Below are 24,400 nucleotides of genomic sequence, written 5' to 3'. Positions count from 1 at the left end.
GGTTTCCATGAGAATGAGAAGATGGTCTGTTTTAAGTATAGCTTTAATGATGCTGGTTACAATGTCGCTTTCTGCATGTTCCAAGAATGAAAATGAAAGCGCTTCTACAGGTGGAGAAGGACAGGAGAAGGTCAATATTGTTTTCTGGAATTCAGGGTTTGCGACCATTGATGAAAATAACAAAGCGAAGAAAAAAGAAGACTTCTACATTTCTCAGGCCGTTGCAAGGTATGAGAAGGCCCATCCCAATGTGAAGATTGATGTGCAGGATGTTCCTTCCGGAGATGAGCTGTTTGCTAAATTCCAAACGGCCAGCATTGCCAAGAACGGTCCTGATTTAACGGTACTCTGGTCGGGTTCCTATATGCTTCGGTTTAAGCAATTTTTAGAGCCGATGGATAGTTACTTTTCAGGTGAAGAAAGATCCAGAATCGTTGGATGGAGCGCAACAACGGAAGACTTTACGGCTGATGGCAAAGCCTATGGCGTTCCATTTGGGACAGACGGAACTTTTCTTCTAGCGTATAACAAGAAAATTTTTGCGGATGCCGGAATCGATCCCATTGCCCAGCGCCCGAAAAATTTTCAAGAGTTTGTGGCTATGCTGGAGAAAGTGAAGACGAAGGATATTACGCCGCTTGGTTTGTTTAAAGACAGCTTCCTTCATGTACCGGACTATTGGATTGCTCAAACGGTGGATATTCCGGGTCTCGACAGCTTGGTCAAAGGCACAACCAATTTCTCCGATCCTAAGCTGGTGAATGTCATGAAGGGCTGGCGCGAGCTGTTCGAGAAAAACTTGGTCATTGCCGATGATTCCGTTCGACAACTGTTTATTCAAGAGCAGCTCGGCATGACGGTTGGAGCAAATGCGGACATCTTGAACTTCAGCAAGGAGATGGGCGACAAGGTCGGCTTTATGAAAATTCCAGACTTCAGCGAGGATGTCAAAATCCACGATGGCGGTCCTGGCGGGGTGGGCGCTGCATTTGTGGTGACGAACTACTCGGAGCACAAGAAAGAAACGGCTGATTTCGTCAAATTCCTGATGAGCAAGGAAGAGCAAATCAATAAAATTAAGTCGGGCGAAGCACGTATTACAGTCGTCAACGATGTGGATGTGAACGAGTACGTATCCGATCCGCTAGTGAAAACGATGCAGGATATGGCCAATGAACCTAGCACTATTTTCTGGCCGGACAATGTTTACCCAGCGGAGCTGACAAGCGAGATGATGTCGCTGCAATCCCTGGTTTCCAGCGGGAAAATGACGGCAGAGGAATTTATGAGAAAAATCGACCAGAAACGCGATTCGCTTCTAAAAAATAAATAGGCGGTTAAGGAGCGGCCTTCATAGGAAAGGAGGCCGCTTCTACCAAAAGGCAAGGAGGAATAGAAGGATGGGTCTCAAGCAAGAACGATGGGTAGGTTTGTTCTCCTTGCTGCCGGCTTTTCTGTTGCTAGCTGTATTCGTAGGTTATCCCATGTTCAACACGTTTTTTCATAGCTTTACGGAATGGGATGGGGTCACTTCTACGTTTGTTGGCTGGGATAATTTTAAGACGATCCTTAGTAATGGCGATTTGCCGCTTATGCTGCGCAACAATCTGATCTTTTTATTATCGGTACCGGGCATCTTGTTCATATCGCTTACGGTGTCGGTTCTGCTGCATGAGGAGGTTCCGGGGTGGCGCTTGTTTCGTTCGGTGTATTACTTGCCGGCGATCCTCTCCTCGGTCGTTATCGGTTTTTTGGCAAAATCCATGTTTACGAACAAAGGGATCGTGAATACGCTTCTGGAAAATGCCGGACTTGGCGCGTTCACGACGGATTGGCTGAATACGGTGCCGACCGAATTTATGATCTTGATTTTATGTTTTTACTGGCAGACGCTGGGCCAAGGAACGCTCATTTTTTTATCGGGGCTATCTTCGATCTCCAATGAATTGTTTGATGCGGCCAAAATAGACGGAGCCAATTGGCGTCAGCGATTAATGTACATCGTCATACCGTCGTTATATCCAGCGATATTTTACTTTACGATCGTCAATGTTATTTACGTTTTTGTCGGGCTGTTTGGCCTTGTTTATTCGATCACAGGCGGCGGGCCCGGTTACGAGACAACGCCAATCGATTATATGATTTATATTCAAGCTTTCCGAAGCGGAAATATGGGCTATGCGAGCGCGCTTTCGGTTTTCTTGTTCTTCATTGTTATGTTCATTACCTGGATTCAGTTGAAAATATCCAAGCGCTTGGAGCAATAGGAGGACATTATGAAAACAGCCTCTAGAAGAATGGTTAGATTTCTGATTTTTATCGTGCTCGCTGTCATTGCCTTCATGGCGATGTATCCGTTGTTCTACATGGCCATCAGCAGTATGAAGCCGACGATAGAATATATCAAACATCCGATGGGTCTTCCAAAAAGCTGGTATTTTGATAACTTCATCGCACTCATTTATCGCTTCTCTCTTGTTCGGTTGTTTGGCAATACGCTTGTCTACGTGGGACTTAGCTTAGTTGCTTCCCTAGCCTTGTCTATTCCGGCAGCCTATGCTTTTGCCAAATTAAAATTCAAATACCGCAACGGATTTTATATTATTATGATCGCTACGATGACCATACCGGGTATTACTTTTATCATTCCAAACTATTTGTTGATGTCAAAGATCGGCTGGACCGACCATATCATATCCGTGGTGACCATCTGGTCTGTCTCGGCTATTCCGAGCACGGTCTTCTTACTCACTTCACTAATGAGAGCCATGCCCGATGAAGTGCTCGAAGCGATAAAAATAGACGGTGCCAAATATTATCAGGCGATGTTCAAAGTGATTTTACCCATGAGCTTGCCGGGCGTGGTCACAGTTTCGATCTTCAATGCGACGAACTGGTGGAACGATTTGTTAACCCCGCTCATCTATTTGCAATCGGATGGCTTAAAGACCGTAACCGTTGCGGTGGCGACTGTGCTCAATCGGTTCAGCTCAGACTACCCGCTGTTATTGTCAGGGCTGTTGCTTGCTTCGCTGCCGCCCATTGCGATTTATATTATTTTTCAAAGCTATATTCGTAAAGGGCTGGTTATCGGAGCTGTTAAATAAACGATATCGAATGAGGATAGGAAAGGATGTCATCACATGAGTACGAAGCAAGGACGGCTCTTTTCAAAAGTAGCGATTATTACAGGAGCGGCATCAGGAATCGGTAAAGGAACGGCGCTGCTCTTTGCTGAAGAAGGCGCGAGCCTTATCCTGGTCGACATCAACGAGGAGAAATTAAACGATGTGGCTGCCGAAATTCGCCAAATGGGCGGAAGCTGCGAGATCGTATGCGGCAGCGTGGGCCTGATGAAGACAGCTGAAGATGCGGTGGCAAGCGCGGTCAACGCTTACGGCGGGCTAGATATCGTTTTTAACAATGCGGGCATTATGCCTGTTGGCGATATTTTGGATTATGAGGAAGAAACTTGGGATGAAGTGCTGCAGGTTAACTTAAAGTCGATGTTCTTAATGTGTAAAAAGGCGATTCCCGAAATGCTCAAGAGAAATGGCGGTTCCATCATTAATACATCTTCTGTCATGGCCTCCTTAACGGAGCCTGGCTATACCGCTTATTCTGCTTCCAAAGCAGGCATTATTGGTTTAACCAAAGAGATTGCCGTCTCCTATGCCGAGAAAGGCATCCGCTGCAATTCGATTTCGCCAGGCTGGGTGGAGACCGACATGAACGTCCGTCTCGCCGAAAGCATGGGCGGAATGGATAAATTGTACCCGATCATCAAGCAGCAGCAGCCGCTCGGAAGAATGGCAACGACGCGCGAGGTCGCGTATGCAGTGTTATTTCTGGCCTCTGACGAATCGGTCGTCGTTAATGGCTCTAATCTAAGCATTGACGGAGCAGCATCGGCTGCGATTTGATAACAAGCCCTCAATCAAAATCATTCACTCTCATATGGAGGTTATACCTATGGCTAAAATTAGTATTATCGGAGCAGGCTCTGCGATGTTCTCCCTCAGCCTAATCAAGGACATCTGCTTGACGCCTTCTCTTGAAGGCAGTGTCGTCAGCTTTATGGATATAGATGAGCAGAGATTGGAAAGCGCATATTCCCTTTGCGAACGCTACGCCAAAGAAGCTAATATCCATCTGGTGCTGGAGAAGACGACGGATCGTAGAGAATCGCTACGCGGTGCTGACTTCGTCGTGCTTGCTGCGCTGGTCGGAGGCCATCAGCGTTTGAAGGACGGATGGGATATTGCCCGGAAGCACGGTTATCGGTTTGGCGGGAGCCTGCATGTGATGCATGACGAAGGCTTCTGGATTAATTTCGATCAGCTGCGCCTGATGGAATCGGTTATGCTGGATATTTTGGAAATTTGTCCGGACGCTTGGTATATGCTCGTGTCCAACCCGGTCATGGCGGGCGTAACCTACTTGCAGCGCAAGTATCCACAAGCCAAGCTGGCAGGCTTCTGCCATGGTTCTAACGGGGTAAAAGCTGTGGCTGAGGTGATCGGACTTGACCCGAATCATATTACGTATGAGATTCCAGGCGTGAATCACTTTATTTGGCTGACCGAGTTCCGATACAAAGGGGAAAATGCATTTCCTATTTTGGATCGTTGGATCGAAGAAAAATCGGCTGCTTATATTGAGAACTGCGCTACCTGCGACTGGTTAGGTCCCAAAGCGCTTGATCTCTATAAGAAATTCGGCGTATTTCCCATTGGCGATACGGGAAATCCGGGCGGCGGCTCTTGGCCGGCTTGGCACCATGCGGATCAAGAGACGGAGCAACTCTATAAGGAAGACCCTGAGGCTTGGTGGCGGGATCTTTACTTCGCGGGAGGTGCAGCTGGCGTAGAGAGAATCCGGAAGGTTTCCGAAAATACGACAGAAGCAGTGATGGATCATTTCCCGCCGGTGCATTCGTCAGAACCGATGATTCCTTTTATTGAAGCGATAGCATGTGATGTGCCTAGAGTGATGATCCTTAATATATTGAATGACAGCAACTACGTGCCGGGCATCCCGCTCGATTTTCAGGTGGAAATTCCTTGTTACGTCAGTGGAATCGGCGTTCAAGGCATTAAGACCAAAGGCTTGCCTAAGCCTCTGATTAACTTTGCGCTTCGCGATCGTGTCGCACCCGTAGAGATTGAGCTGCAGGCCTATGATAGCGGGAACTTTGAAGATCTTGTCCAGTTAATTATGATGGATCCGTGGACCCGTTCCGAGAAACAGGCTCGTGCGCTGCTGGATGATATTCTTGAACTGCCCAGCCTTGCTGCGATGAGACAGCACTTTAATTAAGGAGGCAGGCAGAATTGGCTATCGAACAGTTTGAGCTTTATGGGGAAACGGCAATAAGGGTACAGAATGAGGAGCTGGCGTTCACGCTGGTACCGGCTTGGGGAAGCAACCTATTATCTTTGCGATTAAAAAATAAAGATCTTGAATTGCTGCGATTTCCGGAAAGTCAGGAGAAGTACAAGGCAGATCCTATCTTGTATGGCCTGCCGATCCTCTTTCCTCCCAATCGCATTGCCGATGGCAGGTTTGCATTTAATGGCAGGGACTATCAGTTTGATATTAATGATGCTGCTGAACACAATCATACCCATGGCTTATTATTTGATGCGCCATGGAAGCTTTTACGGGCAGAGGCAGAGGGAGAGAGGATCGTACTGGAGACGATCATTCATTCCGATGAGCATGAAGCGATTTTAGCTCGGTTTCCACATTTATTTAGTATTCAAATGAGTTACATCTTGGAGCGGACAACGCTCACGATTAAAGCGACAATCAGCAGCCGGGATGCCGCGCCATTTCCTTGGGGACTCGGTTACCATACGACGTTTAATTATCCTTTTGATCCCTCAGGGGATCTGGCGAAGTGCCGATTTTCTCTGAATGCGGATAAGCAGTGGTTGCTGGACGAACGCTTCTTGCCAACGGGCGAACTAGTGGATATTCCTTATTTGGAGGAGCTGCGCGAGGGGAAAAGTTTAGTCGAGCACGCGCTTGACGATGCCTTTCAGACAGCAGAATCGGGAGCAAATGAAGCGGTGCTGACCGATCTGAATTCCGGCATTCGCGTTGTGTACAGCGCGGACGAGCAATTTAAGCATTGGGTGGTTTACAACCATGATGCCCGGCAGGGTTATCTGTGCCCAGAGCCTTATACCTGGATAACGAATGCACCAAACTTGCAGCTTCCGCAGAAGCTGACGGGCTTCCGGGTTCTTCAGCCTGGCGAGCAAGTGACAACAACAACACGAATTCGGATTGAAGAGGTGATTTGAGCATGTCTTTGCGTAGTGACCGATGGTTTAAACACCCGTCGAAGGAAACGCGATTCCAGCATCTGTCGGCCATGAGGGCTAATGGGCATGTTCCCGAATCATTTGTAGGCAAGCCGATTATTGGCATCTTCAACTCCTGGAGTGATTTGAATAGCTGCAATGCGCCCCATAAAGAATTAGTCGAATTTGTCAAACGCGGAGTGCTGCTTGCCGGAGGATACCCGCTGGAGATGCATACAATCACGACGCCTGCTGATTTTATGAAGCCTTCCGATCTGCCTTATCGCAATTTGATGGCGATGGACGTTGAGGAATCCATTCGGGCATTGCCCATTGACGGTGCAGTGCTGCTTTGCGAATGCGATAAGACAACACCCGCCCAGCTTATGGGTGCAGCGAGCAGCAATATTCCTTCGCTGCAGCTTGCTGCCGGACACCGGGCGTCGGGTTCCTTTCGCGGGAAGAAAGTGAATTATGGGACGGATCTTTGGAAGCTGATGGATGATTACAATGCAGGCCTTCTGACAGACGAGGAATGGAGCGAGCTGGAAAAATGTATTTCATGCACGCAGGGCGGATGTCCCGTCATGGGTACCTCCTCTACGATGAAATGCCTATCGGAGATTCTCGGCATGATGCTGCCAGGCACCTCCACGATTCCGGCCACGCATGCCAGCCGTAAATGGGCAGCCGAAGAAACGGGCAAACGAATTGTTGCGATGGTTAGGGAAGAGCTGACTCCGGCTCTTCTAATGACGGAAGCTGCATTTGATAATGCCATCAAGCTGCTTGCAGCGCTTGGCGGCTCTACCAATGCGGTTATCCACTTGACTGCAATTGCAGGGCGGCTCGGAATTCATATCCCTTTGAAGCGCTATGAAGAAAAATCTAAGGGCATCCCGCTTTTGGTCAATCTCCAGCCGAGCGGAGAGCATAGCATGGATGATTTTTTTGAAGCAGGCGGGCTTGGAGCGGTTATCAGCAGACTGCTGCCCGAGCTGGATGCGACTTGTCTTAGCGCGCTTGGAACAACGCTTGAAGAATGTTATCGCGATTATCCAGCCTATAAGGATACGGTTATTTATTCGGTGGCCGAGCCATTCAAATCGGAAGCGGGCATTGCCATACTAACAGGCAATCTTGCTCCTGCGGGAGCTGTTCTGAAACGAGCGGCTAGTTCCTTAATCAGTCACCGGCATAGAGGCCAAGCCATAGTATTCGATAGCTATGAAGAGATGAATGAAACCATAGATAGCGAACAGCTGGAGGTCAATGAGACCTCCGTGTTAGTCCTGCGAAACTGCGGACCGGTGGGAGCAGGGATGCCCGAATGGGGAGCGCTGCCGATTCCGAAGAAGCTGCTAAAGCAGGGAATTCGGGATATGGTACGAATCAGCGACGCCCGAATGAGCGGAACTAGCTTCGGAACGAATATTTTGCATGTTTCGCCGGAAGCCCAGCTTGGAGGGCCTATCGCTGCCATTCGAAGCGGGGACTGGATTGTGGTCGATCTGGATCACGGTACGATTAGCGTAGAGCTGACGGATGTGGAAATGCGTGAGCGTCTGCGTGATTGGTCGCCTGTTCGTACGCATAAGCGAGGCTTTATGAAGCTGCATGCGGATCATGTATTGCAAGCCGACCAAGGCTGCGACCTTGGTTTTCTGCGTCCAAATTCCAAAGAGGAAGCTAAATTTATAGAACCAACCGTCGGAAGAGGTTAGTAGGAGTTAGTCATTCACATACATGGAATGCTTCGAGGGGGAAACAACGATGAACAAAGCTCAAGCCTTTGCGGCTAGTCTGGGCCTGCCGGACAAAGAGCAGTATCAGCTCGCGACAAGTGCTAAAAGATTTGAAGATGGAGCCCATTACCGTGTGGAAATCCCTTCGGTAGAGGGTCCTGCAATAATGGAGAGCGTTATTGCAGAAGCCAAACAATGGGGACTAACGGTCAACCGCGTCTCTCAGGGCAGCGGAATTATGCTGTTAAGCGATTCCGAAATTAACGATATGGTTCAAATGGGCAGGGCGGAAGGGATGGAGGTATGCCTCTTCGTTGGGCCTCGCATGAGCTTTGATATCGGAGCCATGTCTCTTAGCAGCAGCGGAAAGCTGCTTGGCGGGCGGCATGCAGGAATGGATCAGCTGCTCTATGGATTGGAAGAAATATTTCGTGCGGCTGAATTAGGCATTCGAAGCGTTCTTGTGGCGGATGAAGGCTTATTATGGCTGATCAATCAAGCGAAAATCAAGGGACAGCTGCCAGCCAATTTGGTCGTTAAGATTTCAGCGCTGATGAGTCCGACCAACCCGGTAAATGCTCGGATTTTTACGGAGCTTGGCGGCACTACTTTGAATTTGCCTGGCGATATTACACTTCCACAGCTGTCATCGATTCGAACCGTGGTTGATGCTCCGATTGATCTCTATATTGAGTCGCCGGATGACTTGGGCGGTTTTATCCGCAACTATGAAATTCCGGAAATTGTAAGAATCGCTTCACCGGTTTATCTGAAATTCGGGCTTCGGAATGCTGTTAGCGTGTATCCGGCGGGGATTCATAACAAGGAGCTGGCCATCGCCCAGTGCAGGGAGAAGGTGCGCAGAGCTCATTTGGGCATTCAAGTTCTCGACAGGTATCATTCGTCTGCCATTCAATCCGACAATTTTGCCGAGGGGTTGGGAATTCCTTCAGTGAGCTAAAGCGATAACCCAAGGGATGGAGTGAATAGAGAAATGACTATAGAGCAGACTTATTTAAACTTTATTGATGGAAAATGGAGCGTATCCGCAACCGGAAGGTTGACGGAAAGCATTAATCCTGCGAATTCGTCTGAGATCGTCGGATATGTGCAGGATTCCAATGAAGCGGATCTTGAGCTTGCGGTGAGCGCTGCTAATCGTGCCAAAGAAGCATGGCGCCGGCTCTCGGGCGCAGCGCGGGGCGATTATCTGTTCAAGGCAGCCAACCTTTTGGAAGCAAGACTGGAAGATATAGCTGGAACTATGATGCGCGAGATGGGCAAGACCCTTGCGGAATGTAAAGGTGAAACGGCTCGTGGAGTTGCCATTCTTCGTTATTATGCCGGGGAAGGCATGCGGAAGACAGGTGACGTTATTCCTTCAACTGATCATGAGGCGATCATGTTCACCACTCGAGTGCCTCTAGGTGTCGTAGGTGTCATAACGCCGTGGAATTTTCCGGTTGCGATCCCGATGTGGAAAATGGCGCCGGCGCTTATTTATGGCAATACGATTGTCATTAAGCCAGCCATTGAAACGTCGATTACGGCAGCTAAGCTCTTTGCATGTTTTGAAGAAGCGGGTTTTCCACCTGGCGTTGTCAATATGGTCACAGGTGACGGTGCTCTAATTGGTGGCGGTATTGCCAATCATTCCAATATTCAAGGTATTACCTTTACAGGGTCCAATAAAGTAGGGAAGCAGATTGGCCAAGCGGCTCTTTCGCGTGGAGCCAAGTATCAGTTGGAGATGGGCGGAAAAAATCCGCTTATCGTCGCTGAAGATGCTAACCTCGATCTTGCCGTAGAAGCAGCGATTAGCGGTGGACTGAAATCTACTGGACAAAAATGTACAGCTACGAGCAGGGTCCTCGTGCAAGCCTCTATTTATGAAGCGTTCCGGGCGAAGCTGCTGGATCAAGTTAAACAATTGAAGCTGGGAAATGGGAAGGATTCCACCACATGGATGGGGCCTTGTGCCAATGAAAAGCAGCGTAATACCGTTCTTTCCTACATTAATAAGGGAATCGCGGAAGGAGCAAGCCTCCTCTATGGCGGAAGCATACCGGAGGATGAGGAATTGTCGAATGGCTATTACGTGCAACCGACCGTCTTCGAAAAGGTAACCGTGGATATGACGATTGCCAAGGAGGAAATTTTTGGTCCGGTACTGGCGCTCATACCTTTTGTGGACTTGAAGGAGGCCTTATCGCTGGCCAATGACGTGGAATATGGACTGAGTGCCTCTATTTATACACAAAATATTAGCCATATACTAACCTTTATCTCTGATATGGATGCAGGCTTGGTACGCATAAATGCGGAAACGGCAGGTGTGGAGCTGCAAGCACCATTTGGCGGAATGAAGCAATCCAGCTCGCATTCGAGAGAGCAGGGGCAAGCGGCAATCGAATTTTTCACCTCAATTAAAACCGTTTTTTTGAAAGCTTAATGTAAATAGGAAAACAAGTAAGTCCCAGTGAGGCAAGAGCTCACTGGGACTTTTTAACTTTCACAGCTTGAAATCGATAGTAGAGGAGAATGTATTAACTTTAATTTTCATGATTTTCAGTGGCCTCTTGCCGTCGTAGTTTTTTTGATATGCGGCACACGGCTTGAGTCAACCCGCATTGTAGTTTTTTTGATATTGCCGAGGCGTAAGCCCGGTCCACTTCTTAAAAGTTGAGCTAAAGTGACGTTCCTCCTGATAGCCGACCAGCTTGGAAACCGCATAAATTTTATAGCTTTGGCGCAGCAGCTCCTTCGATTGCTCTACGCGGTATTGATGCAAATAGTCAAGGAAGTTAACGCCAAGCTCTTGCTTGAACAATGAGCTTAAATAGGAATTGCTGACGAAGGTTTCCTTGGCAGCAAGCTCTAGTGTGAGATTTGTATTGTACTTTTGCTTAATCAGCTCAATGGTAGCATGCACAGTACGATGCAGTGACTTCTGGTTCGATACAGCCTCGACGATGCTTTGCACAATTTTTTGCAGAACGACGGAGCAGTCATCAAGCGTCTCCATGTTAGGGATTTGCTCGATCCAGTTCACGAAGCTGTCCTGCCATTCGATAGAGGCAACTTTGCGCTCTTGGGCGAATTTTTGCAGCTCTAGAATAAGACTTGTGGAGCGCAGATGAACCTCAGCTTTGGAATAGCTCGAATTGTTCCGAATATGCGACATGCTCGCTTCAATGGCATCGACTGCCTGCTCATAATGCTCGTTCTGCAAGGCGAGAAGCAGGTCTTTCTCGAGTCGAAGCAAATAGGCATCGTCTAGAATGGAGCTTTTGGCAGCGGTCTGCTTACCAGCCTCGGCATGAAAAAATATGCCGCCTCTTCCTTGATAGAATCTGGCTTCCATCGCTTCAATCGCTTGCTGGTAACCGATATGCGCATAATCAACCGAAGCAGCAGCAGAGCTGATTGATATGCTGATCGAGAGCTTCAGATAAGCTTCAAGATTAAGCTGGAGCTCCTTCATAGCACCTTCAATCGCCTCGTTGGTCGTGTTTTCCGGATAATTTCCGATCCATAACATCTCGTCGCCATGGCGAAACACTTCAAGCTTGCCATCGTACAACGGCCGAAGGGTTTCACCTGCAATATTCAGCAGCGCATAACGTATAAGCTCTAAATCACGTTTGGATGCGGTAACGCTCTGCGCCTTGTTGGAGTCAATGCGGATCAGACCGACTTGAATGGGGCCGCACGAAAGCGTCATGTCCACTTCGCTCATTACGCTGGACCGATCCTCCAGAGGCATGAGCGGATGCTGAACCCATTGCGATAAAATCTGATTTTTCAGCAGATGAAGGTTGCGGTTCCAGCTGCGGTTAAGGGCATTTAAAGCTTTATCTTCATTTTCGGATTGTTCAATTTTTTGCTTTAAGTCCATAATTACACGAATAATATCATGCGGCATACAAGGCTTTAAGAGGTAGTCCGAAACGCCAAGCTTGATCGCTTCCTTGGCATACTCAAACTCATTGTAGCCGGTAAGCAGCACAGAATGAAATTCATGGCCGGCTGCTTTGGCTTCACGAATAAGGTCAAGACCATTTAGAAAAGGCATACGGATATCGGTCAGCAGCAAATCAGGGGGATTGTTATGAATCATTTCCAAAGCCTGTTTGCCATTCTCCGCTTCTCCGGCAATCTCAATGCCATACAGCTTCCAGTCGACAAGTGTAAGAATGCCTTCTCGGAACGATTGCTCATCCTCTGCAACGATCATTTTAAGCACCATTTCCATTGCCTCCTTGTTTAATTCGCAGTTGCACCCTTGTGCCTAAGCCTTCCTTGCTTACGATCTCGAATTCTGCCTGTTCATAAAATAAAGCGAGCCTCTCCTTGATGTTAGCCAGTGCCATCCCAGAGTGAGCGTCATCCGTTTGCAAGTTGCGCATCGGCTCCTCTACGGTTGGTTGATTAAGAAGATGTACCTGTTTCTCCGGCATGCCAGGTCCGTTATCGGTGACTTCTAGAATAATAAGCGAGTCCTCTGTATAAGCCTTGATGTGAATATGTCCATTTCCGCCTGAGGGCTCGATGGCATGGATAATCGCATTCTCGACGAGCGGCTGCAGGAGCAGCTTAGGCATACGTAAGTGCTCAATTGAGGGCTCCAAATCAATCTCAAAATTAAACCTCGTCGTAAATCGTTTCTTTTGCAAAAATAAATAGTTTCGTACTAGCTCGATCTCATGCTTCAGCTCTACAAAATCGTTGCCGCTATTCAGGCTTAGTCGGAACACTTGGGAGAGTGAGAGGACCATCTCGGATATTTCTTTATCCCCCTTCTGCACGGCGCTCCAGTTTATCATATTTAAAGTGTTGTATAGAAAATGTGGATTAATTTGCGATTGCAGCGCCTTCAGCTCGGCTTCCTTCTGCTTCAGACGTGAAGCATATACGTCATCAATTAAGGTTTTAATTCGTCCAACCATCGTATTGTACAAATGGCCGAGTCTGCCGATCTCATCGTTGCCGTTGAAGTGTACCCTCTGCGTAAAATCCCCCGTTTGGAGCGCCCTCATGGAGAACATCAGCTTTTTCATCGGATTCGTAATAATGCGGGCAATGACCCAAGAGACAATAATCGTGATGAGCGTAACGATCGCCATGATCGAGAAGGTGACGGAGCCGATATGCTTTAATTCGAGCACCAGCTTGCTGCGATCTTGGATAACGACAGTACGCCAGCCGGTAATATCCGATAAGGAATCTGAAACGATATAATGTTCATTTTCCTTAAGCAGCGCTAATCCTTCTGCGGGTTCAATGGCAGCTGTATTCATCTGATCGAACACAGGAAGCATTGTTATCGGTTTGCCAATCATGCGCAAATCAGTTGAGGCGAGTATGGTGCCTTGATCATTCATTACAAACTGTGTAGCTTCCTCATCGTCATGATATAAGGATTTGCTTAGCTTATCTGCGTCCATCCCTATAATTAAAAGGCCGCTTCGAACATAGTTGTAAAAGTTTTTGTACGGCTTCACTAAAACGATCTTGTGATGGGTGTCACCAAGCAGAATACCATCCGAAGGGTAAAACATATCCCATATTTGTCCTGATTCTGTATTAGTGAGCCTCTCATAGTAACGCGTTTTCATAAAACGCTCAAGGCTGATAGCGCTTGCAATACCGGTCTGTGTAATCGCAAACGGCTGAGCGGGCACATCATCCTTCGTAGAGGGATAAAGCACTAGCGATTGGATCGTTTCGCCGGTAACCATAAGCGGCAGCAAATTTTTGAACACTTGATCACGGCGCTGCTGCGTGTCGCCATTCATAACCATGCTTTGAACGGTCGGATTTAGAAACAAGTAATTAGAGAAGCTTAACGTGTTTTTGGCAAAATAGTCGAGTTGATCCTTTGTCTTGATCGCCATGTTCATTTGAGATTGATGAAGCTTATCGACCACTTCTCCGGAGGCAATGTAATAAGAATACAGCCCGGTAATCCCAACGGTTGCAATCAGAAGGGGAATGACTAAGGTAAGCAGTTTCCGTTGCAGCGTAATATGTCGAAAGGGAGTAAAAAAGGATCGCATCATGTTCACCTGTAGCATTCAGATTTGTGACTTCAGTATACCAAGAAATAAATCCAGTTAGGCTGATTTTGGGAATGATCCAAAAAATGAGGCATCTATTCTTAAATTTGGCTCATATTTTGTCGCAGATATAACACGTTATAATGGGGACAGATCAGGGAACGCCTGCTCAAATAAAAAAAGGTGGGGTAGCGATGAGAAAAATATGGATTTCGCTAGTAGCAATAATGATGGTTTTTACAGTAGCAGCATGCTCCGGCAATAATGGGAAAAACGGAGGCAGCGAAGCGACGAATAGTCCAACGAATGCAGCAAAAGAAACGGAAGCGCCGAAAGAGAAGGAGCCGGAGCAGGTAACACTTAAGTTTTTCACAGCGCTGGCTGACCGCTCTAATGGAGCAGGTAAAATCGAGCAAGCAATCATTGATAGTTATATGGCAGAAAATCCAAATGTGAAAATAGAAGTAGAAGCGCTTCAAGATGAGCCTTATAAAGCGAAAATTAAAGTATATGCATCAACAGATGCAGTACCTGACATTATCCAGGCGTGGGGCCAAACATCTTTTATTAAACCTTTGATCGACAACAACATGCTGCTTGAGTTAAATGAAGCAGATTTTGAGAGCAGCAACTTTGTACCAGGTGCAAAAGATGGATTCTCCCAAGACGGCAAGCTATACGGATTGCCGCGCGGTACAGATTTCTTGGTTATCTACTATAATAAGAAAATTTTTGACGACAATAACTTAACGGTTCCAACAACAACGGCAGAATTGCTTGAAGTATCCAAACAGCTGAGAGCAAAAGGTATTAACCCGCTTGCAACGAACGCAATGGAAGGCTGGTCTCTGCCAATCTGGTTCGAGTATGCAGCACAGCGCCACACAGGCAATTTTGACAAAATGGATGCGGTATTGAAGGGTGAAGCTAAATTCTCAGGCGACGCTGACTTCCTTGCAGCAGCACAAGACATCGCTGCACTGGCAGAGAACAAAGCACTTGCAGATGGATTCATGACAGCAGATTACGGCACTTCCCGCAACTTGTTCGGGCAAGGCCAAGCGGCAATGTTCGTGATGGGTAACTGGGAAGCAGGTCTTGCAACAGACGAGAACTTCCCTGAAGATTTCCGCAATAACGTAGGAGCGATCTCTTACCCGGCTTCTGACAAAGGTAAAGCAACAGATGTAGCTGCATGGTATGGCGGCGGTTACTCCGTATCGAAAACATCGAAGCACCCTGAAGCAGCAGTCGCTTTCTTGCAATATTTCTTCAAGCCTGAGAACTGGGCGAAGCAAGTATGGCAAACAGGATCAGGCACTCCGGCTCAGAAGTTTGATCAATTCCTGACAGGCAACGAAACAGCGCTTCAAAAACAATTGGTTGGCATTTTCAGCGCAATGACTTCTTCCAGCGGTACACCGGTACATGATAACGGTACGGATGAATTCAAGACAAAAGTAATGGAAGCTCACCAAAAGCTGTTTGGAAAACAAATTACACCTGAGCAGTTCTTAACAGAAATGGACGCAGCTGTCGGTGTTCTGAAGTAAACAAATGAGTTAGTTAGCTGATGGGGCAGCCGAATTCATTCGGTCTGCCCCGCCTTCTACCAAAGAGAGAGCGGGGAGAACCATGCACAAACTGATGAGCAATCGCATCACCATTTTTTGGCTAGTCGCACCGGGTTTTATGCTGTTTCTCTTCATGGTTTGCTTTCCTATCATTATGAGTGCATATTACGGTACGACGAATTGGACAGGAATCGGTGCTTACGAGTTCGTTGGACTCGAGAATTACCAAAAGATTTTGTTTCATGACAGCGTTTTTTGGCGTTCATTGCTTAATGCCCTACTGCTGCTTGCAGCTACGCTTCTGATTCAACACCCGATTGCGCTTTTGTTCTCCATATTTGTAATGCATGCAGGAAAGCTAGAGAAATGGTTTCGGGCTATCTTTTTTATACCAGCAGTGATTTCAATCGTTGTTACTTCGAAAATGTGGGTAAGCGTATTTCATCCGAATTTTGGGATGTTAAATAAATTGCTTGAAGGCGTTGGTCTAAGCACCTGGAAGCAGGATTGGCTGGGCGATTCAAATATTGCCATTTGGTGCATTATCGTTGTGGTCATGTGGCAAGGCTTTGGTTATGCGCTTCTGCTTTATTACGCCGGACTTCAAGGCATACCAAAGGATCTATATGAGGCGGCAGAGCTTGATGGAGCTGGAAGAGTGAAGCTGTATACGCGCGTTATTATTCCACTTCTCTCGCCAATGGTTCGAGTTGCTGTCGTCATCGCGGTTACGGCTTGCTTGAAGCAGATGGAAACCGTATTCCTCATGACGAACGGAGGACCTGCCAATACGACACAATTTATTGGTAATTACCTATATAAAACGGCGTTTTCCTCATCGCTGTACGGCTATGGAAACGCAATATCCGTTGTGTTCGTTATCATTTGTCTCATTATTACGGTAGCGATGAACAAAGCGTTCAAAAAAGATGTTGGTGAGTTTTAATACTCACCCTTGTATATGGACATTTGGTATATGAATTATTTTAGGAGGCATGCCCGTGGAAGCTCTTGCAGCTAAGACCAATCGCCAAGCGAAAAACGGCAAGAAGAAGGACGCCGCATCGCCCGCATTAAAGGTCATTCTTCATCTCGTTTTATGGGTCGTAGCGCTTCTGCAAATTTTTCCGCTCATTTGGCTCATCAATTATTCCTTTCTGAAGAGCGGAGATTTTTTTGGCAGCGGCATATTAAAATGGCCCAAAACATTTGAATGGAATAACTATGTGAATGCATTCAATTACGGGAGCGTTCCAAAGTTTCTATTAAACAGTGTTTTTATTACGACCGTAACCATCTTGGTTGCTGCTTTTCTAGCGCTTATGCTCGGCTATGCGTTCACTCGGATGGAATGGAAGCTGCGCGGTCCTGCGATGGCGTTCATTATGCTCGGTATGATCGTACCGATTCATGCGACCTTGCTGCCGAACTTTATTTTGTTCGACAAGCTGAATCTCATTGACAATCCTTTGTCCTTGATCCTACCTTACATTGCTTTTTCGCTGCCAATAAGTTTGCTCATTATTTCGGGTTTTCTTGAAACCATTCCGAAGAGCATAGAGGAGTCGGCGGTTATGGACGGCTGTTCGGTCTATGGCGTTATTTTCCGAATTATTATGCCGATGACGAAACCTGCCATTGCGACGGTTTGTATTATGAACTTCATCAGCTGGTGGAATGAATTCATTATGGCCAATACATTTCTAACATCCGAAACCTTCAAGACGCTGCCATTTTCCATTATGAAGTTTACCGGTCAGTACTCATCCAATTATGGCGCACAGTTCGCGGTAATGACCATCATCGCTTTGCCGACAGTTATCATCTATTTGTTGTTTACAGAGCAAATGTCACGCGGAATTACGGCTGGTGCAGTTAAGGGTTAAATGAGGAGAGTATAAGGAGGCTGAGGTAGCGTGCAAACACCTGTTACGGCAAATGCAGCAGTAAAGAGCTCGCGAAGAGAGAAACCGCTGTGGCGGCGGTTTCTGGCGCAATGGCAAGTACAGCTCATGATATTTCCAGCACTGATCTTTATACTCGTTTTTAATTATTTTCCGATGTACGGTGTCTTGATGGCATTTCAGGACTACAGCTTATTTAAAGGTTTTTTTGGCAGCACATGGGCGGGTTTTAAACATTTCGAAATGTTTTTTAACTCGCCGGATTTTTATAGAGTCATTCGGAATACGATTGTGATCAGCTTGCTTAAGCTGGTCATTAACTTTCCGGCTCCGATTCTGCTTGCCCTGATGCTAAACGAAGTAAGAAACATGGCTTTCAAAAGAATCATTCAAACGATCAGTTATTTGCCTCACTTCTTGTCATGGGTTATCGTGTCTGGTTTTACGATCTCCATATTGTCCGTGGATAATGGCAGCTTAAATATTTCACTGCAAGCGCTTGGGCTTATTGATAAACCGATTAATTTCTTGTCTTTGCCCGAATATTTCTGGGGAATTATCGTGACGACGAATTTGTGGAAGGAAATCGGATTTGCAACGATTGTTTATTTAGCAGCTATCGCAGGCGTGAATCCCAGCTTGTATGAAGCGGCTTCTATTGATGGTGCCAGCAAATTTAAACAAATATTTTTGATAACGCTTCCATCGATTACTCCGGTTATTATTATTTTTCTAATTCTGAACATCGGAAGCTTATTGAATGCAGGGTTTGATGATTTGCTCTTGCTCGGCAGGAGTGCAATGCTCCGAGATGTGGCGGACGTCATCGATACGTATGCTTACCGGGTAGGCATTATTAATAACCGCTTCTCGTATGCGGCCGCTGTTGGTCTGTTTAAAGCGATTATAAGTGTAGGCTTGCTGACGATGGCAAACTACATGGCTAGGAGAGCAGGTTCAAGCCTATGGTAATTCAGCGAACTTCTATCAATATTCAGAAAAGTGGTGAAGCCTAGTGAAGCTGAGCAGCAGCGATAAAGTTTTGCAGGTTTGGATTTATATTTTACTAGTGCTACTTGGGCTCGCTACGCTGTACCCGTTCTGGAACTCCGCGGTGATCTCCTTTAACGAAGGGCTCGACACGGCAAAAGGCGGAATAACGTTATGGCCAAGGGTGTTCACGATTGATAATTATAGAATCGTATTTCAAAATAACCGGATTATTGATGCGTTCCTAATCTCGGTGTCCCGTACCATTGTCGGGACGTTGATCTCTATTTTCTTAACGGCCATCTTCGCTTATGGCTTGTCCGTTAAAGGCGTTATCGGCAAAAAGTATTATATGATCTTTGCGATTATTACGATGTATTTCAGCGGGGGACTTATTCCCTTTTACCTGCTGAACCGCGAGCTTGGCTTAATGGATACGTTCTGGGTTATGGTCATTCCGACAGCGGTAAGCGTGTGGAATATGATTATATTCCGTACCTTCTTTATGGGGCTGCCTGATGGACTAGAGGAATCTGCCAAGATCGATGGAGCCAGTACGTTTGGGATCTTTTTCAAAATCGTATTGCCTTTATCTGGGCCTGTTTTGGCAACGCTTTCACTATTTACGGCTGTCTATCACTGGAATGACTGGTTTACAGCTACTATTTTCATTAATGACGCTAAGCTATATCCAATTCAAACGTTACTGCAGCAAATTATGAACTCCAACACGATGAGCGAGCAGCTCTCGATCGCTTCACAAGGAAGCGGTGCCGCCTCAGATGCGTTAAGCAGAATGCAGAGTGTGACGAGCAAATCCTTAACGATGGCTACGATGATGGTAGCGACGATTCCTATCGTTTTGGTGTATCCGTTCGTACAGCGTTTTTTCGTAAAAGGCGTAATGATCGGCTCCTTAAAGGAGTAATGCGGGTATTCGACCTTAGCGCTTAGGTGTTGGGTATGAGTATATATATTAAAAATTGGGAGGTTTACGAACATGAAAGGAAAAAAGCTGTTAACTGTGCTTATGACCGCTGGTCTTGCCGGTACTGTGCTTCTAGCTGGCTGCTCCAGCAACGACGGCGGAAAATCAAGCAATTCGGGCAATACAGGTAAGGAAGGCACGAATAAAACAGAGACTGGCAATGGATTTGTTTTGGGAGAAACACCGGTAAACTTTTCTTATTATGTTCATTATGATTGGTGGACTACGGAGCCGTGGGGTGCTAATCCGAATAGTAAATGGGTACAAGATAATCTAAAAGTAACTGTAGAGCCTATTCAATCTGGCGGCGCTGCAGCGCAAAAGCTGAGCACGATGATTGCGTCGAAGGAGCTTCCGGGTGCAATTATGATGGACCGGGGACCTGAAGTAGAACGACTGAGAGCTGCGGGAGCACTCGTTCCGCTGGATGATTATATCGACAAATATCCGAACCTGAAGAAATGGGCAGGCGAAGAGACGCTAAACATGCTCCGCTCGAGCGACGGCAAAATCTATCAATTCCCGAACTGGTATACAGCAGCGCCTACGGGGAACGGCGGCTGGTTTGTGAACAAGAAAATTTACGCAGACCTTGGCTCACCGAAGCTTGAAACAATCGATGATTTGTATGCTTACTTAAAGCAGGTCAAAGATAAATATCCGGACGTGATTCCATTAGAGGTAGGCGGAAACGGCTCGGGCGTTGAGGTCATGTTCCCTAGCTTCCAGGAGGGTGCAAACGGTGCGTTCCATTCGATGAAAGCATATCCTAATGGGGATAAGTTTGATACGATTTACAACAACGAAGCTTGGAAAGAAACGATGCTGTTCGCAAGCAAGCTATTTAGAGAAGGCCTTATGACACAGGATGCAATGACTCAAAAGGATGATCAGGTAAAAGAGAAGCTTGCAACGGGCAGAGTAGCTGTATTTGTTGGCGGTAATGCGACTAATGTGGGACGCGAAGGCCATAACGCATTAAAAGCAAAAGATCCAAATGCAGGTTATGAATTTATTTGGCCAATTGCTAAATCAGGATTGGATAAAAACAAAATTTATCCAAACGGTTATAACGCGCTAGGCTGGAACGTTAACGTCATTACAACAAGCGCTAAAAACCCAGAAGGTATTTTTGCGTATTTGGATTGGATGACAGGCGAGGAAGGCACTCGTATCATGTTCTTCGGGCCAAAAGGCTTGTACTGGGATGAATTTGATGCGGATGGCGCACCGATTCCGAATGATAAATGGTTCAGCACGCCGCAAGAAGAGAAGGACAAAGATAAGCTGGAAGCCTATGTATGGGCAGGAAACGCAACCTTTGTAGATACGAGCAAGCAAAAGATCGAGCAAACGCTGCCGGAAGAACAACGCAACTGGGGTTCGTTGGCACAGCTTAACATTGCATGGAAAACATCAATGAATATGACGCAATTCAATAACATTGATCCGGCTCCAGAGACGGATGAAGGAATCATTAATCAGCAGGTGACGGAAACAGCGAACGAGTATTTCGGAAAAATTCTGTTCGCGAAAAGCGATGCAGAGGTGCTTAGCTTGATCGAGGAAGCGAAAAAGACTACAACCTCGCTTGGCTTCGATAAAGTTAACGAATACCGTACAGCAAGATGGCAAGAAAACCTTGCTTTGATTAACGGCAAGTAATTGTTGTAAATGAGCGAGCTCAGGAGGGCTGCTTCTAGGTAGGATTTTACCTGAGAGCGGCCTTCTTTTTGTTGTTGTAAGCGCAAATAGGTTCCTATAGCAGTGATTTGCACGTTCGCCGACACCGGAATGAAGCTGTAAGCACGTATACGTTCTTAAACTGGACAAACTGAGGTTACTTTGCAGCTGTAAGCGCAAATAGGTTCTTACAGCAGTGATTCGCACGTTCGCCGACGCCGAAAAGAAGCTTTAAGCACGCATACGTTCTTACACCGGACAAACTGAGGTTACTTTGCAGCTGTAAGCGCAAATAGGTTCTTACAGCAGAGGTTCGCACGTTATCCAACGCCGAAATGAAGCTGTAAGCACGTATACGCTCTTACACTGGACAAACTGAGGTTACTTTGCAGCTGTAAGCGCAAATAGGTTCCTATAGCTGTGGTTCGCATGTTCACCGACGCCGAAAAGAAGCTGTAAGCACGCATACGTTCTTACACCAGACAAACTAAGGTTACTTTGTGGCTGTAAGTGCAAATAGGTTCTTACAGCAGTGGTTTGCACGTTCGCCAACGCCGAAAAGAAGCTGTAAGCACGTATACGTTCTTACACCGGACACACTAAGGTTACTTTGCAGCTGTAAGCGCAAATAGGTTCTTACAGCAGTGGTTTGCACATTCACCAACGCCGGAATGAAGCTGTAAGTACGCACACGTTCTTAAACTGGACAACCTGAGGTTACTTTGTGGCTGTAAGCACGCACAGGTTCTTACAGCAGTGATTCGCACGTTCGCCAAGGCCGAAAAGAAGCTGTAAGCACGCATTGATGCTAACAATTCACAAATATAATTCATATGCAATAGCCCTTTCGAGTCATGTTTTTACCCTCCCTATCGAGGGAGAATAGTAGATAGAAAAAAAGTAATATAACCTATGGAAGCCGAGGCGAATGATGTGGAAGAGGATTTGGCTAAGAAAAAATCATTTTGGTTGTTTGTGGCTTGGGCTGCAGCAGTTTTGGCGACGGCGGGAAGCTTGTATTTGAGTGAGGTTATGCATTTTGCGCCATGCAGCTTATGCTGGTTCCAGCGAATATTCATGTATCCATTGGCACTAATACTAGGCATAGCCTACTCTAAGGGGGATGAAGGCATCGTATCGTACGCACTGCCTTTAGTTGTAATTGGTGGAGGCTTCTCGCTTTATCATACGGTGCTGCAAAAGCTGCCTCATGATTCTCCGCTTGCCGCATGCGGCCCCGTTTCTTGTCAGGGGGATTATTTGAACTGGTTTGGATTTATTACCATTCCAATGCTGGCTCTCGTGGCGTTTTTGATCATATTGACGGCGCTGCTTCGCTTGAAGAAGCTTAATAAACAGTCATAATTAATAAAGGCAGCTGAGCAGCTCAAAAAATTGAGTGGCACAGCTGCCTTTATTGCCATTGGTTATAAAGCTAAACGCATATCGTCGCATGATCATTTCTCTAACGGACTGTATTATGCTCATTATGATGAAAACTACTTTTCTTTCATTTTAACGAACCGTATTAACACTATAGGTTGATTTATAGGGTGTCATGAGTCAATTTTTTCAAAATAAAGATTCTGGAGTTCGTTACAATTTTAATCCATAACAAATGGTTTAATTAAGACCTACTAGGTTCGTTAGCTATATGGATGATAAGGGGAGGACATCGTTCTGCCTAAGCTCCATTAAAAAAAGAAGGAGCTGTTCCAAGCGTAGATCAATCTACGCTTAGTACAGCTCCGTTTACGCCTCGGCTTAAAGTTGTTTCAAAAACTCAACAATCGTCAGAAGTCCCTTGTCAAAGTTCTCAAGGTTGAAATGCTCATTAGGAGCATGCAGATTTTCGTCTGGAAGCCCGAAGCCCATCATGACGACAGGAGCGCCCAATACACGGGAGAATGTCTCGACAATTGGAATCGAGCCGCCATCCTTTGTGAAGAGCGCGCGAGTGCCATATACTTTTTCGTAAGCATCGGCTGCCTTTTGGAGCATTGGATTGGATGGGTCCATGTCGAAGGCACGAGCTTTTTCGCCGCGTTTTATAATTAGCTTGGCACCGGACTGAACATGCGATTCTAGATGAGTTACAATGCGTTCTAATATTTGAGCCGGGTCCTGATCGCCAACTAGACGACAAGTGATTTTGGCGTGAGCTTCTTTTGGAATAACCGTTTTCGAACCTTCGCCTTGAAACCCGCCATAAACGCCATTTAGTTCAAGAGTTGGCCTTGCACCTGTTCGTTCAACAAAGGAATATCCTTCTTCCCCGTACAGGGCGTCAAGATCAAGTTTTTTTCTTAATTCTTCTTCATTATGATTTTGCTTTAGGAACTCTTCACGCATAGCAGCGGAAAGCTCTGGCACACCTTCATAGAAACCTTCGATTGAAACTCTGCCTTGATCATCATGCAACGAGCTCAGCAAGGAAATCATGGCGTGAAGAGCGTTCGGAACGCCGCCGCCGAATGAACCCGAATGCAGATCGGTATTGGCAGTAAGTATCGTTACTTCAAGGGAGCACAGTCCGCGCAGCCCAGTAGAAATAGCTGGTTTTCCTTTTTCAAGAAGCGATGTATCTGAGATGACAATGACGTCAGCTTTCAGCTTATCCGCATTCGTCTCCATAAAGGTCGGCAGATTAGGGCTTGAAATTTCCTCCTCGCCTTCAATACAAAACTTAACGTTGACTGGAAGCGCATTTTCTTGGTTTAGAAGCGCCTCAACCGCCTTTACATGCAGGAAAAGCTGGCCTTTATCATCGGTTGCACCACGAGCATATAATTTGCCATCGCGGATGGTTGGCTCAAAAGGAGGAGTCTCCCAAAGGTTAAGCGGATCTACAGGCTGCACATCATAATGGCCATAGATAAGTACTGTCGGTTTGCCTGGTGCATGGATATGCTCGGCGTACACGATGGGATGCCCAGCGGTAGGATGGATCTCCACATTCTCAAGACCAGCCTTCTCTAATTTGGCTGCAACCCATTTGGCTGCTTCGTTCATGCCATTTTTATGAGTGGATAAAGCTGAAATACTTGGGATCGTCAAAAACTGCTTCAGCTCATCCAAATGTTGTTCTCTTAGGTTCTGAAAATAGGATTCATAGCTCATTGGATAGTTGCTCCTTACGTTTGGTA

The 24,400-nt window shown here is 46.5% G+C and carries 19 protein-coding genes; 16 read left to right on the top strand and 3 right to left on the bottom strand.

Annotated elements, in window-relative coordinates:
- Nucleotides 1-7 precede the first annotated feature (7 nt).
- The 9 genes from AB4Z45_RS23570 to gucD all read left to right on the top strand — a co-directional run bounded on the left by AB4Z45_RS23570 (nucleotide 8) and on the right by gucD (nucleotide 10,508).
- Complete coding sequence (locus tag AB4Z45_RS23570) at nucleotides 8-1,333, top strand: ABC transporter substrate-binding protein (RefSeq protein ID WP_441911996.1); 1,326 nt, start codon at nucleotides 8-10, stop codon at nucleotides 1,331-1,333.
- 67 nt (nucleotides 1,334-1,400) lie between these two features.
- Nucleotides 1,401-2,267 (top strand): carbohydrate ABC transporter permease, encoded by an 867-nt coding sequence (locus AB4Z45_RS23565; RefSeq protein WP_083681827.1) that lies wholly within the window; start codon nucleotides 1,401-1,403, stop codon nucleotides 2,265-2,267.
- A 9-nt stretch (nucleotides 2,268-2,276) separates the two neighbouring features.
- Nucleotides 2,277-3,107 (top strand): carbohydrate ABC transporter permease, encoded by an 831-nt coding sequence (locus AB4Z45_RS23560; protein ID WP_441911995.1) that lies wholly within the window; start codon nucleotides 2,277-2,279, stop codon nucleotides 3,105-3,107.
- 36 nt (nucleotides 3,108-3,143) lie between these two features.
- Nucleotides 3,144-3,923, top strand: a complete 780-nt coding sequence (locus tag AB4Z45_RS23555) for an SDR family NAD(P)-dependent oxidoreductase (protein ID WP_441911994.1) — start codon at nucleotides 3,144-3,146, stop codon at nucleotides 3,921-3,923.
- Between the two features lie 49 nt (nucleotides 3,924-3,972).
- Complete coding sequence (locus AB4Z45_RS23550) at nucleotides 3,973-5,319, top strand: family 4 glycosyl hydrolase (protein WP_441911992.1); 1,347 nt, start codon at nucleotides 3,973-3,975, stop codon at nucleotides 5,317-5,319.
- Between the two features lie 14 nt (nucleotides 5,320-5,333).
- Nucleotides 5,334-6,311 carry an aldose 1-epimerase gene (locus tag AB4Z45_RS23545; protein WP_441911990.1) on the top strand — a complete coding sequence of 326 codons (978 nt, stop codon included), beginning with the start codon at nucleotides 5,334-5,336 and terminating at the stop codon, nucleotides 6,309-6,311.
- Nucleotides 6,312-6,313: 2 nt separating this feature from the next.
- Nucleotides 6,314-8,035: a dihydroxy-acid dehydratase gene (locus tag AB4Z45_RS23540; RefSeq protein ID WP_441911988.1), complete on the top strand. Its 1,722-nt coding sequence runs from the start codon at nucleotides 6,314-6,316 to the stop codon at nucleotides 8,033-8,035.
- A gap of 49 nt (nucleotides 8,036-8,084) precedes the next feature.
- Nucleotides 8,085-9,017 carry a hypothetical protein gene (locus AB4Z45_RS23535; protein ID WP_441911986.1) on the top strand — a complete coding sequence of 311 codons (933 nt, stop codon included), beginning with the start codon at nucleotides 8,085-8,087 and terminating at the stop codon, nucleotides 9,015-9,017.
- Nucleotides 9,018-9,050: 33 nt separating this feature from the next.
- Nucleotides 9,051-10,508 carry an alpha-ketoglutaric semialdehyde dehydrogenase GucD gene (gene gucD / locus AB4Z45_RS23530; protein WP_441911985.1) on the top strand — a complete coding sequence of 486 codons (1,458 nt, stop codon included), beginning with the start codon at nucleotides 9,051-9,053 and terminating at the stop codon, nucleotides 10,506-10,508.
- Between the two features lie 168 nt (nucleotides 10,509-10,676).
- Here the strand turns inward: gucD and AB4Z45_RS23525 are convergent, their stop codons facing one another.
- A complete protein-coding gene (locus tag AB4Z45_RS23525) occupies nucleotides 10,677-12,305 on the bottom strand; it encodes a response regulator transcription factor (RefSeq protein ID WP_441911983.1) in 1,629 nt (542 codons plus the stop codon).
- Nucleotides 12,295-14,118, bottom strand: a complete 1,824-nt coding sequence (locus AB4Z45_RS23520) for a sensor histidine kinase (RefSeq protein WP_441911981.1) — start codon at nucleotides 14,116-14,118, stop codon at nucleotides 12,295-12,297. The genes AB4Z45_RS23525 and AB4Z45_RS23520 overlap by 11 nt, the downstream gene beginning before the upstream one ends.
- Nucleotides 14,119-14,309: 191 nt before the next feature.
- On the opposite strand from AB4Z45_RS23520, the gene AB4Z45_RS23515 reads away from it, so the two are divergent.
- The 7 genes from AB4Z45_RS23515 to AB4Z45_RS23485 all read left to right on the top strand — a co-directional run bounded on the left by AB4Z45_RS23515 (nucleotide 14,310) and on the right by AB4Z45_RS23485 (nucleotide 22,619).
- Entirely contained in the window at nucleotides 14,310-15,668 is a 1,359-nt protein-coding gene (locus AB4Z45_RS23515; RefSeq protein ID WP_441911979.1) for an ABC transporter substrate-binding protein, read from the top strand.
- Between the two features lie 82 nt (nucleotides 15,669-15,750).
- Nucleotides 15,751-16,635, top strand: a complete 885-nt coding sequence (locus tag AB4Z45_RS23510) for a carbohydrate ABC transporter permease (protein ID WP_441885101.1) — start codon at nucleotides 15,751-15,753, stop codon at nucleotides 16,633-16,635.
- A gap of 55 nt (nucleotides 16,636-16,690) precedes the next feature.
- On the top strand, nucleotides 16,691-17,575 hold the full coding sequence (locus tag AB4Z45_RS23505; RefSeq protein ID WP_441885103.1) for a carbohydrate ABC transporter permease: 885 nt from the start codon (nucleotides 16,691-16,693) through the stop codon (nucleotides 17,573-17,575).
- 126 nt (nucleotides 17,576-17,701) lie between these two features.
- The gene (locus AB4Z45_RS23500; RefSeq protein ID WP_083681842.1) at nucleotides 17,702-18,565 is read left to right on the top strand and encodes an ABC transporter permease; all 864 of its coding nucleotides are present in this window, start codon (nucleotides 17,702-17,704) and stop codon (nucleotides 18,563-18,565) included.
- A gap of 43 nt (nucleotides 18,566-18,608) precedes the next feature.
- Nucleotides 18,609-19,511, top strand: coding sequence for a carbohydrate ABC transporter permease (locus AB4Z45_RS23495; protein ID WP_441911977.1), 903 nt, complete (start codon nucleotides 18,609-18,611; stop codon nucleotides 19,509-19,511).
- A 72-nt stretch (nucleotides 19,512-19,583) separates the two neighbouring features.
- On the top strand, nucleotides 19,584-21,236 hold the full coding sequence (locus AB4Z45_RS23490) for an extracellular solute-binding protein (protein ID WP_441911976.1): 1,653 nt from the start codon (nucleotides 19,584-19,586) through the stop codon (nucleotides 21,234-21,236).
- Between the two features lie 930 nt (nucleotides 21,237-22,166).
- Nucleotides 22,167-22,619, top strand: a complete 453-nt coding sequence (locus AB4Z45_RS23485; protein ID WP_430063411.1) for a disulfide oxidoreductase — start codon at nucleotides 22,167-22,169, stop codon at nucleotides 22,617-22,619.
- Between the two features lie 399 nt (nucleotides 22,620-23,018).
- Here the strand turns inward: AB4Z45_RS23485 and AB4Z45_RS23480 are convergent, their stop codons facing one another.
- A complete protein-coding gene (locus AB4Z45_RS23480) occupies nucleotides 23,019-24,374 on the bottom strand; it encodes a dipeptidase (RefSeq protein ID WP_441911974.1) in 1,356 nt (451 codons plus the stop codon).
- Nucleotides 24,375-24,400: the final 26 nt, after the last annotated feature.

The sequence above is a fragment of the Paenibacillus sp. MCAF9 genome, assembly GCF_052114265.1.
Lineage (GTDB): Bacteria > Bacillota > Bacilli > Paenibacillales > Paenibacillaceae > Pristimantibacillus.
Note: the sequence above shows the minus strand (reverse complement) of the source record. Positions and strands in the feature narration are given on the sequence as shown.

Bases quoted from the DNA above. Each gene is read 5' to 3' on its own strand.
- AB4Z45_RS23570 (WP_441911996.1), top strand. From the start codon at position 8: ATGAGAATGAGAAGATGGTCTGTTTTAAGTATAGCTTTAATGATGCTG.
- AB4Z45_RS23565 (WP_083681827.1), top strand. From the start codon at position 1,401: ATGGGTCTCAAGCAAGAACGATGGGTAGGTTTGTTCTCCTTGCTGCCG.
- AB4Z45_RS23560 (WP_441911995.1), top strand. From the start codon at position 2,277: ATGAAAACAGCCTCTAGAAGAATGGTTAGATTTCTGATTTTTATCGTG.
- AB4Z45_RS23555 (WP_441911994.1), top strand. From the start codon at position 3,144: ATGAGTACGAAGCAAGGACGGCTCTTTTCAAAAGTAGCGATTATTACA.
- AB4Z45_RS23550 (WP_441911992.1), top strand. From the start codon at position 3,973: ATGGCTAAAATTAGTATTATCGGAGCAGGCTCTGCGATGTTCTCCCTC.
- AB4Z45_RS23540 (WP_441911988.1), top strand. From the start codon at position 6,314: ATGTCTTTGCGTAGTGACCGATGGTTTAAACACCCGTCGAAGGAAACG.
- AB4Z45_RS23535 (WP_441911986.1), top strand. From the start codon at position 8,085: ATGAACAAAGCTCAAGCCTTTGCGGCTAGTCTGGGCCTGCCGGACAAA.
- gucD (WP_441911985.1), top strand. From the start codon at position 9,051: ATGACTATAGAGCAGACTTATTTAAACTTTATTGATGGAAAATGGAGC.
- AB4Z45_RS23525 (WP_441911983.1), bottom strand. From the start codon at position 12,305: ATGGTGCTTAAAATGATCGTTGCAGAGGATGAGCAATCGTTCCGAGAA.
- AB4Z45_RS23520 (WP_441911981.1), bottom strand. From the start codon at position 14,118: ATGATGCGATCCTTTTTTACTCCCTTTCGACATATTACGCTGCAACGG.
- AB4Z45_RS23515 (WP_441911979.1), top strand. From the start codon at position 14,310: ATGAGAAAAATATGGATTTCGCTAGTAGCAATAATGATGGTTTTTACA.
- AB4Z45_RS23510 (WP_441885101.1), top strand. From the start codon at position 15,751: ATGCACAAACTGATGAGCAATCGCATCACCATTTTTTGGCTAGTCGCA.
- AB4Z45_RS23500 (WP_083681842.1), top strand. From the start codon at position 17,702: ATGATATTTCCAGCACTGATCTTTATACTCGTTTTTAATTATTTTCCG.
- AB4Z45_RS23490 (WP_441911976.1), top strand. From the start codon at position 19,584: ATGAAAGGAAAAAAGCTGTTAACTGTGCTTATGACCGCTGGTCTTGCC.
- AB4Z45_RS23485 (WP_430063411.1), top strand. From the start codon at position 22,167: ATGGAAGCCGAGGCGAATGATGTGGAAGAGGATTTGGCTAAGAAAAAA.
- AB4Z45_RS23480 (WP_441911974.1), bottom strand. From the start codon at position 24,374: ATGAGCTATGAATCCTATTTTCAGAACCTAAGAGAACAACATTTGGAT.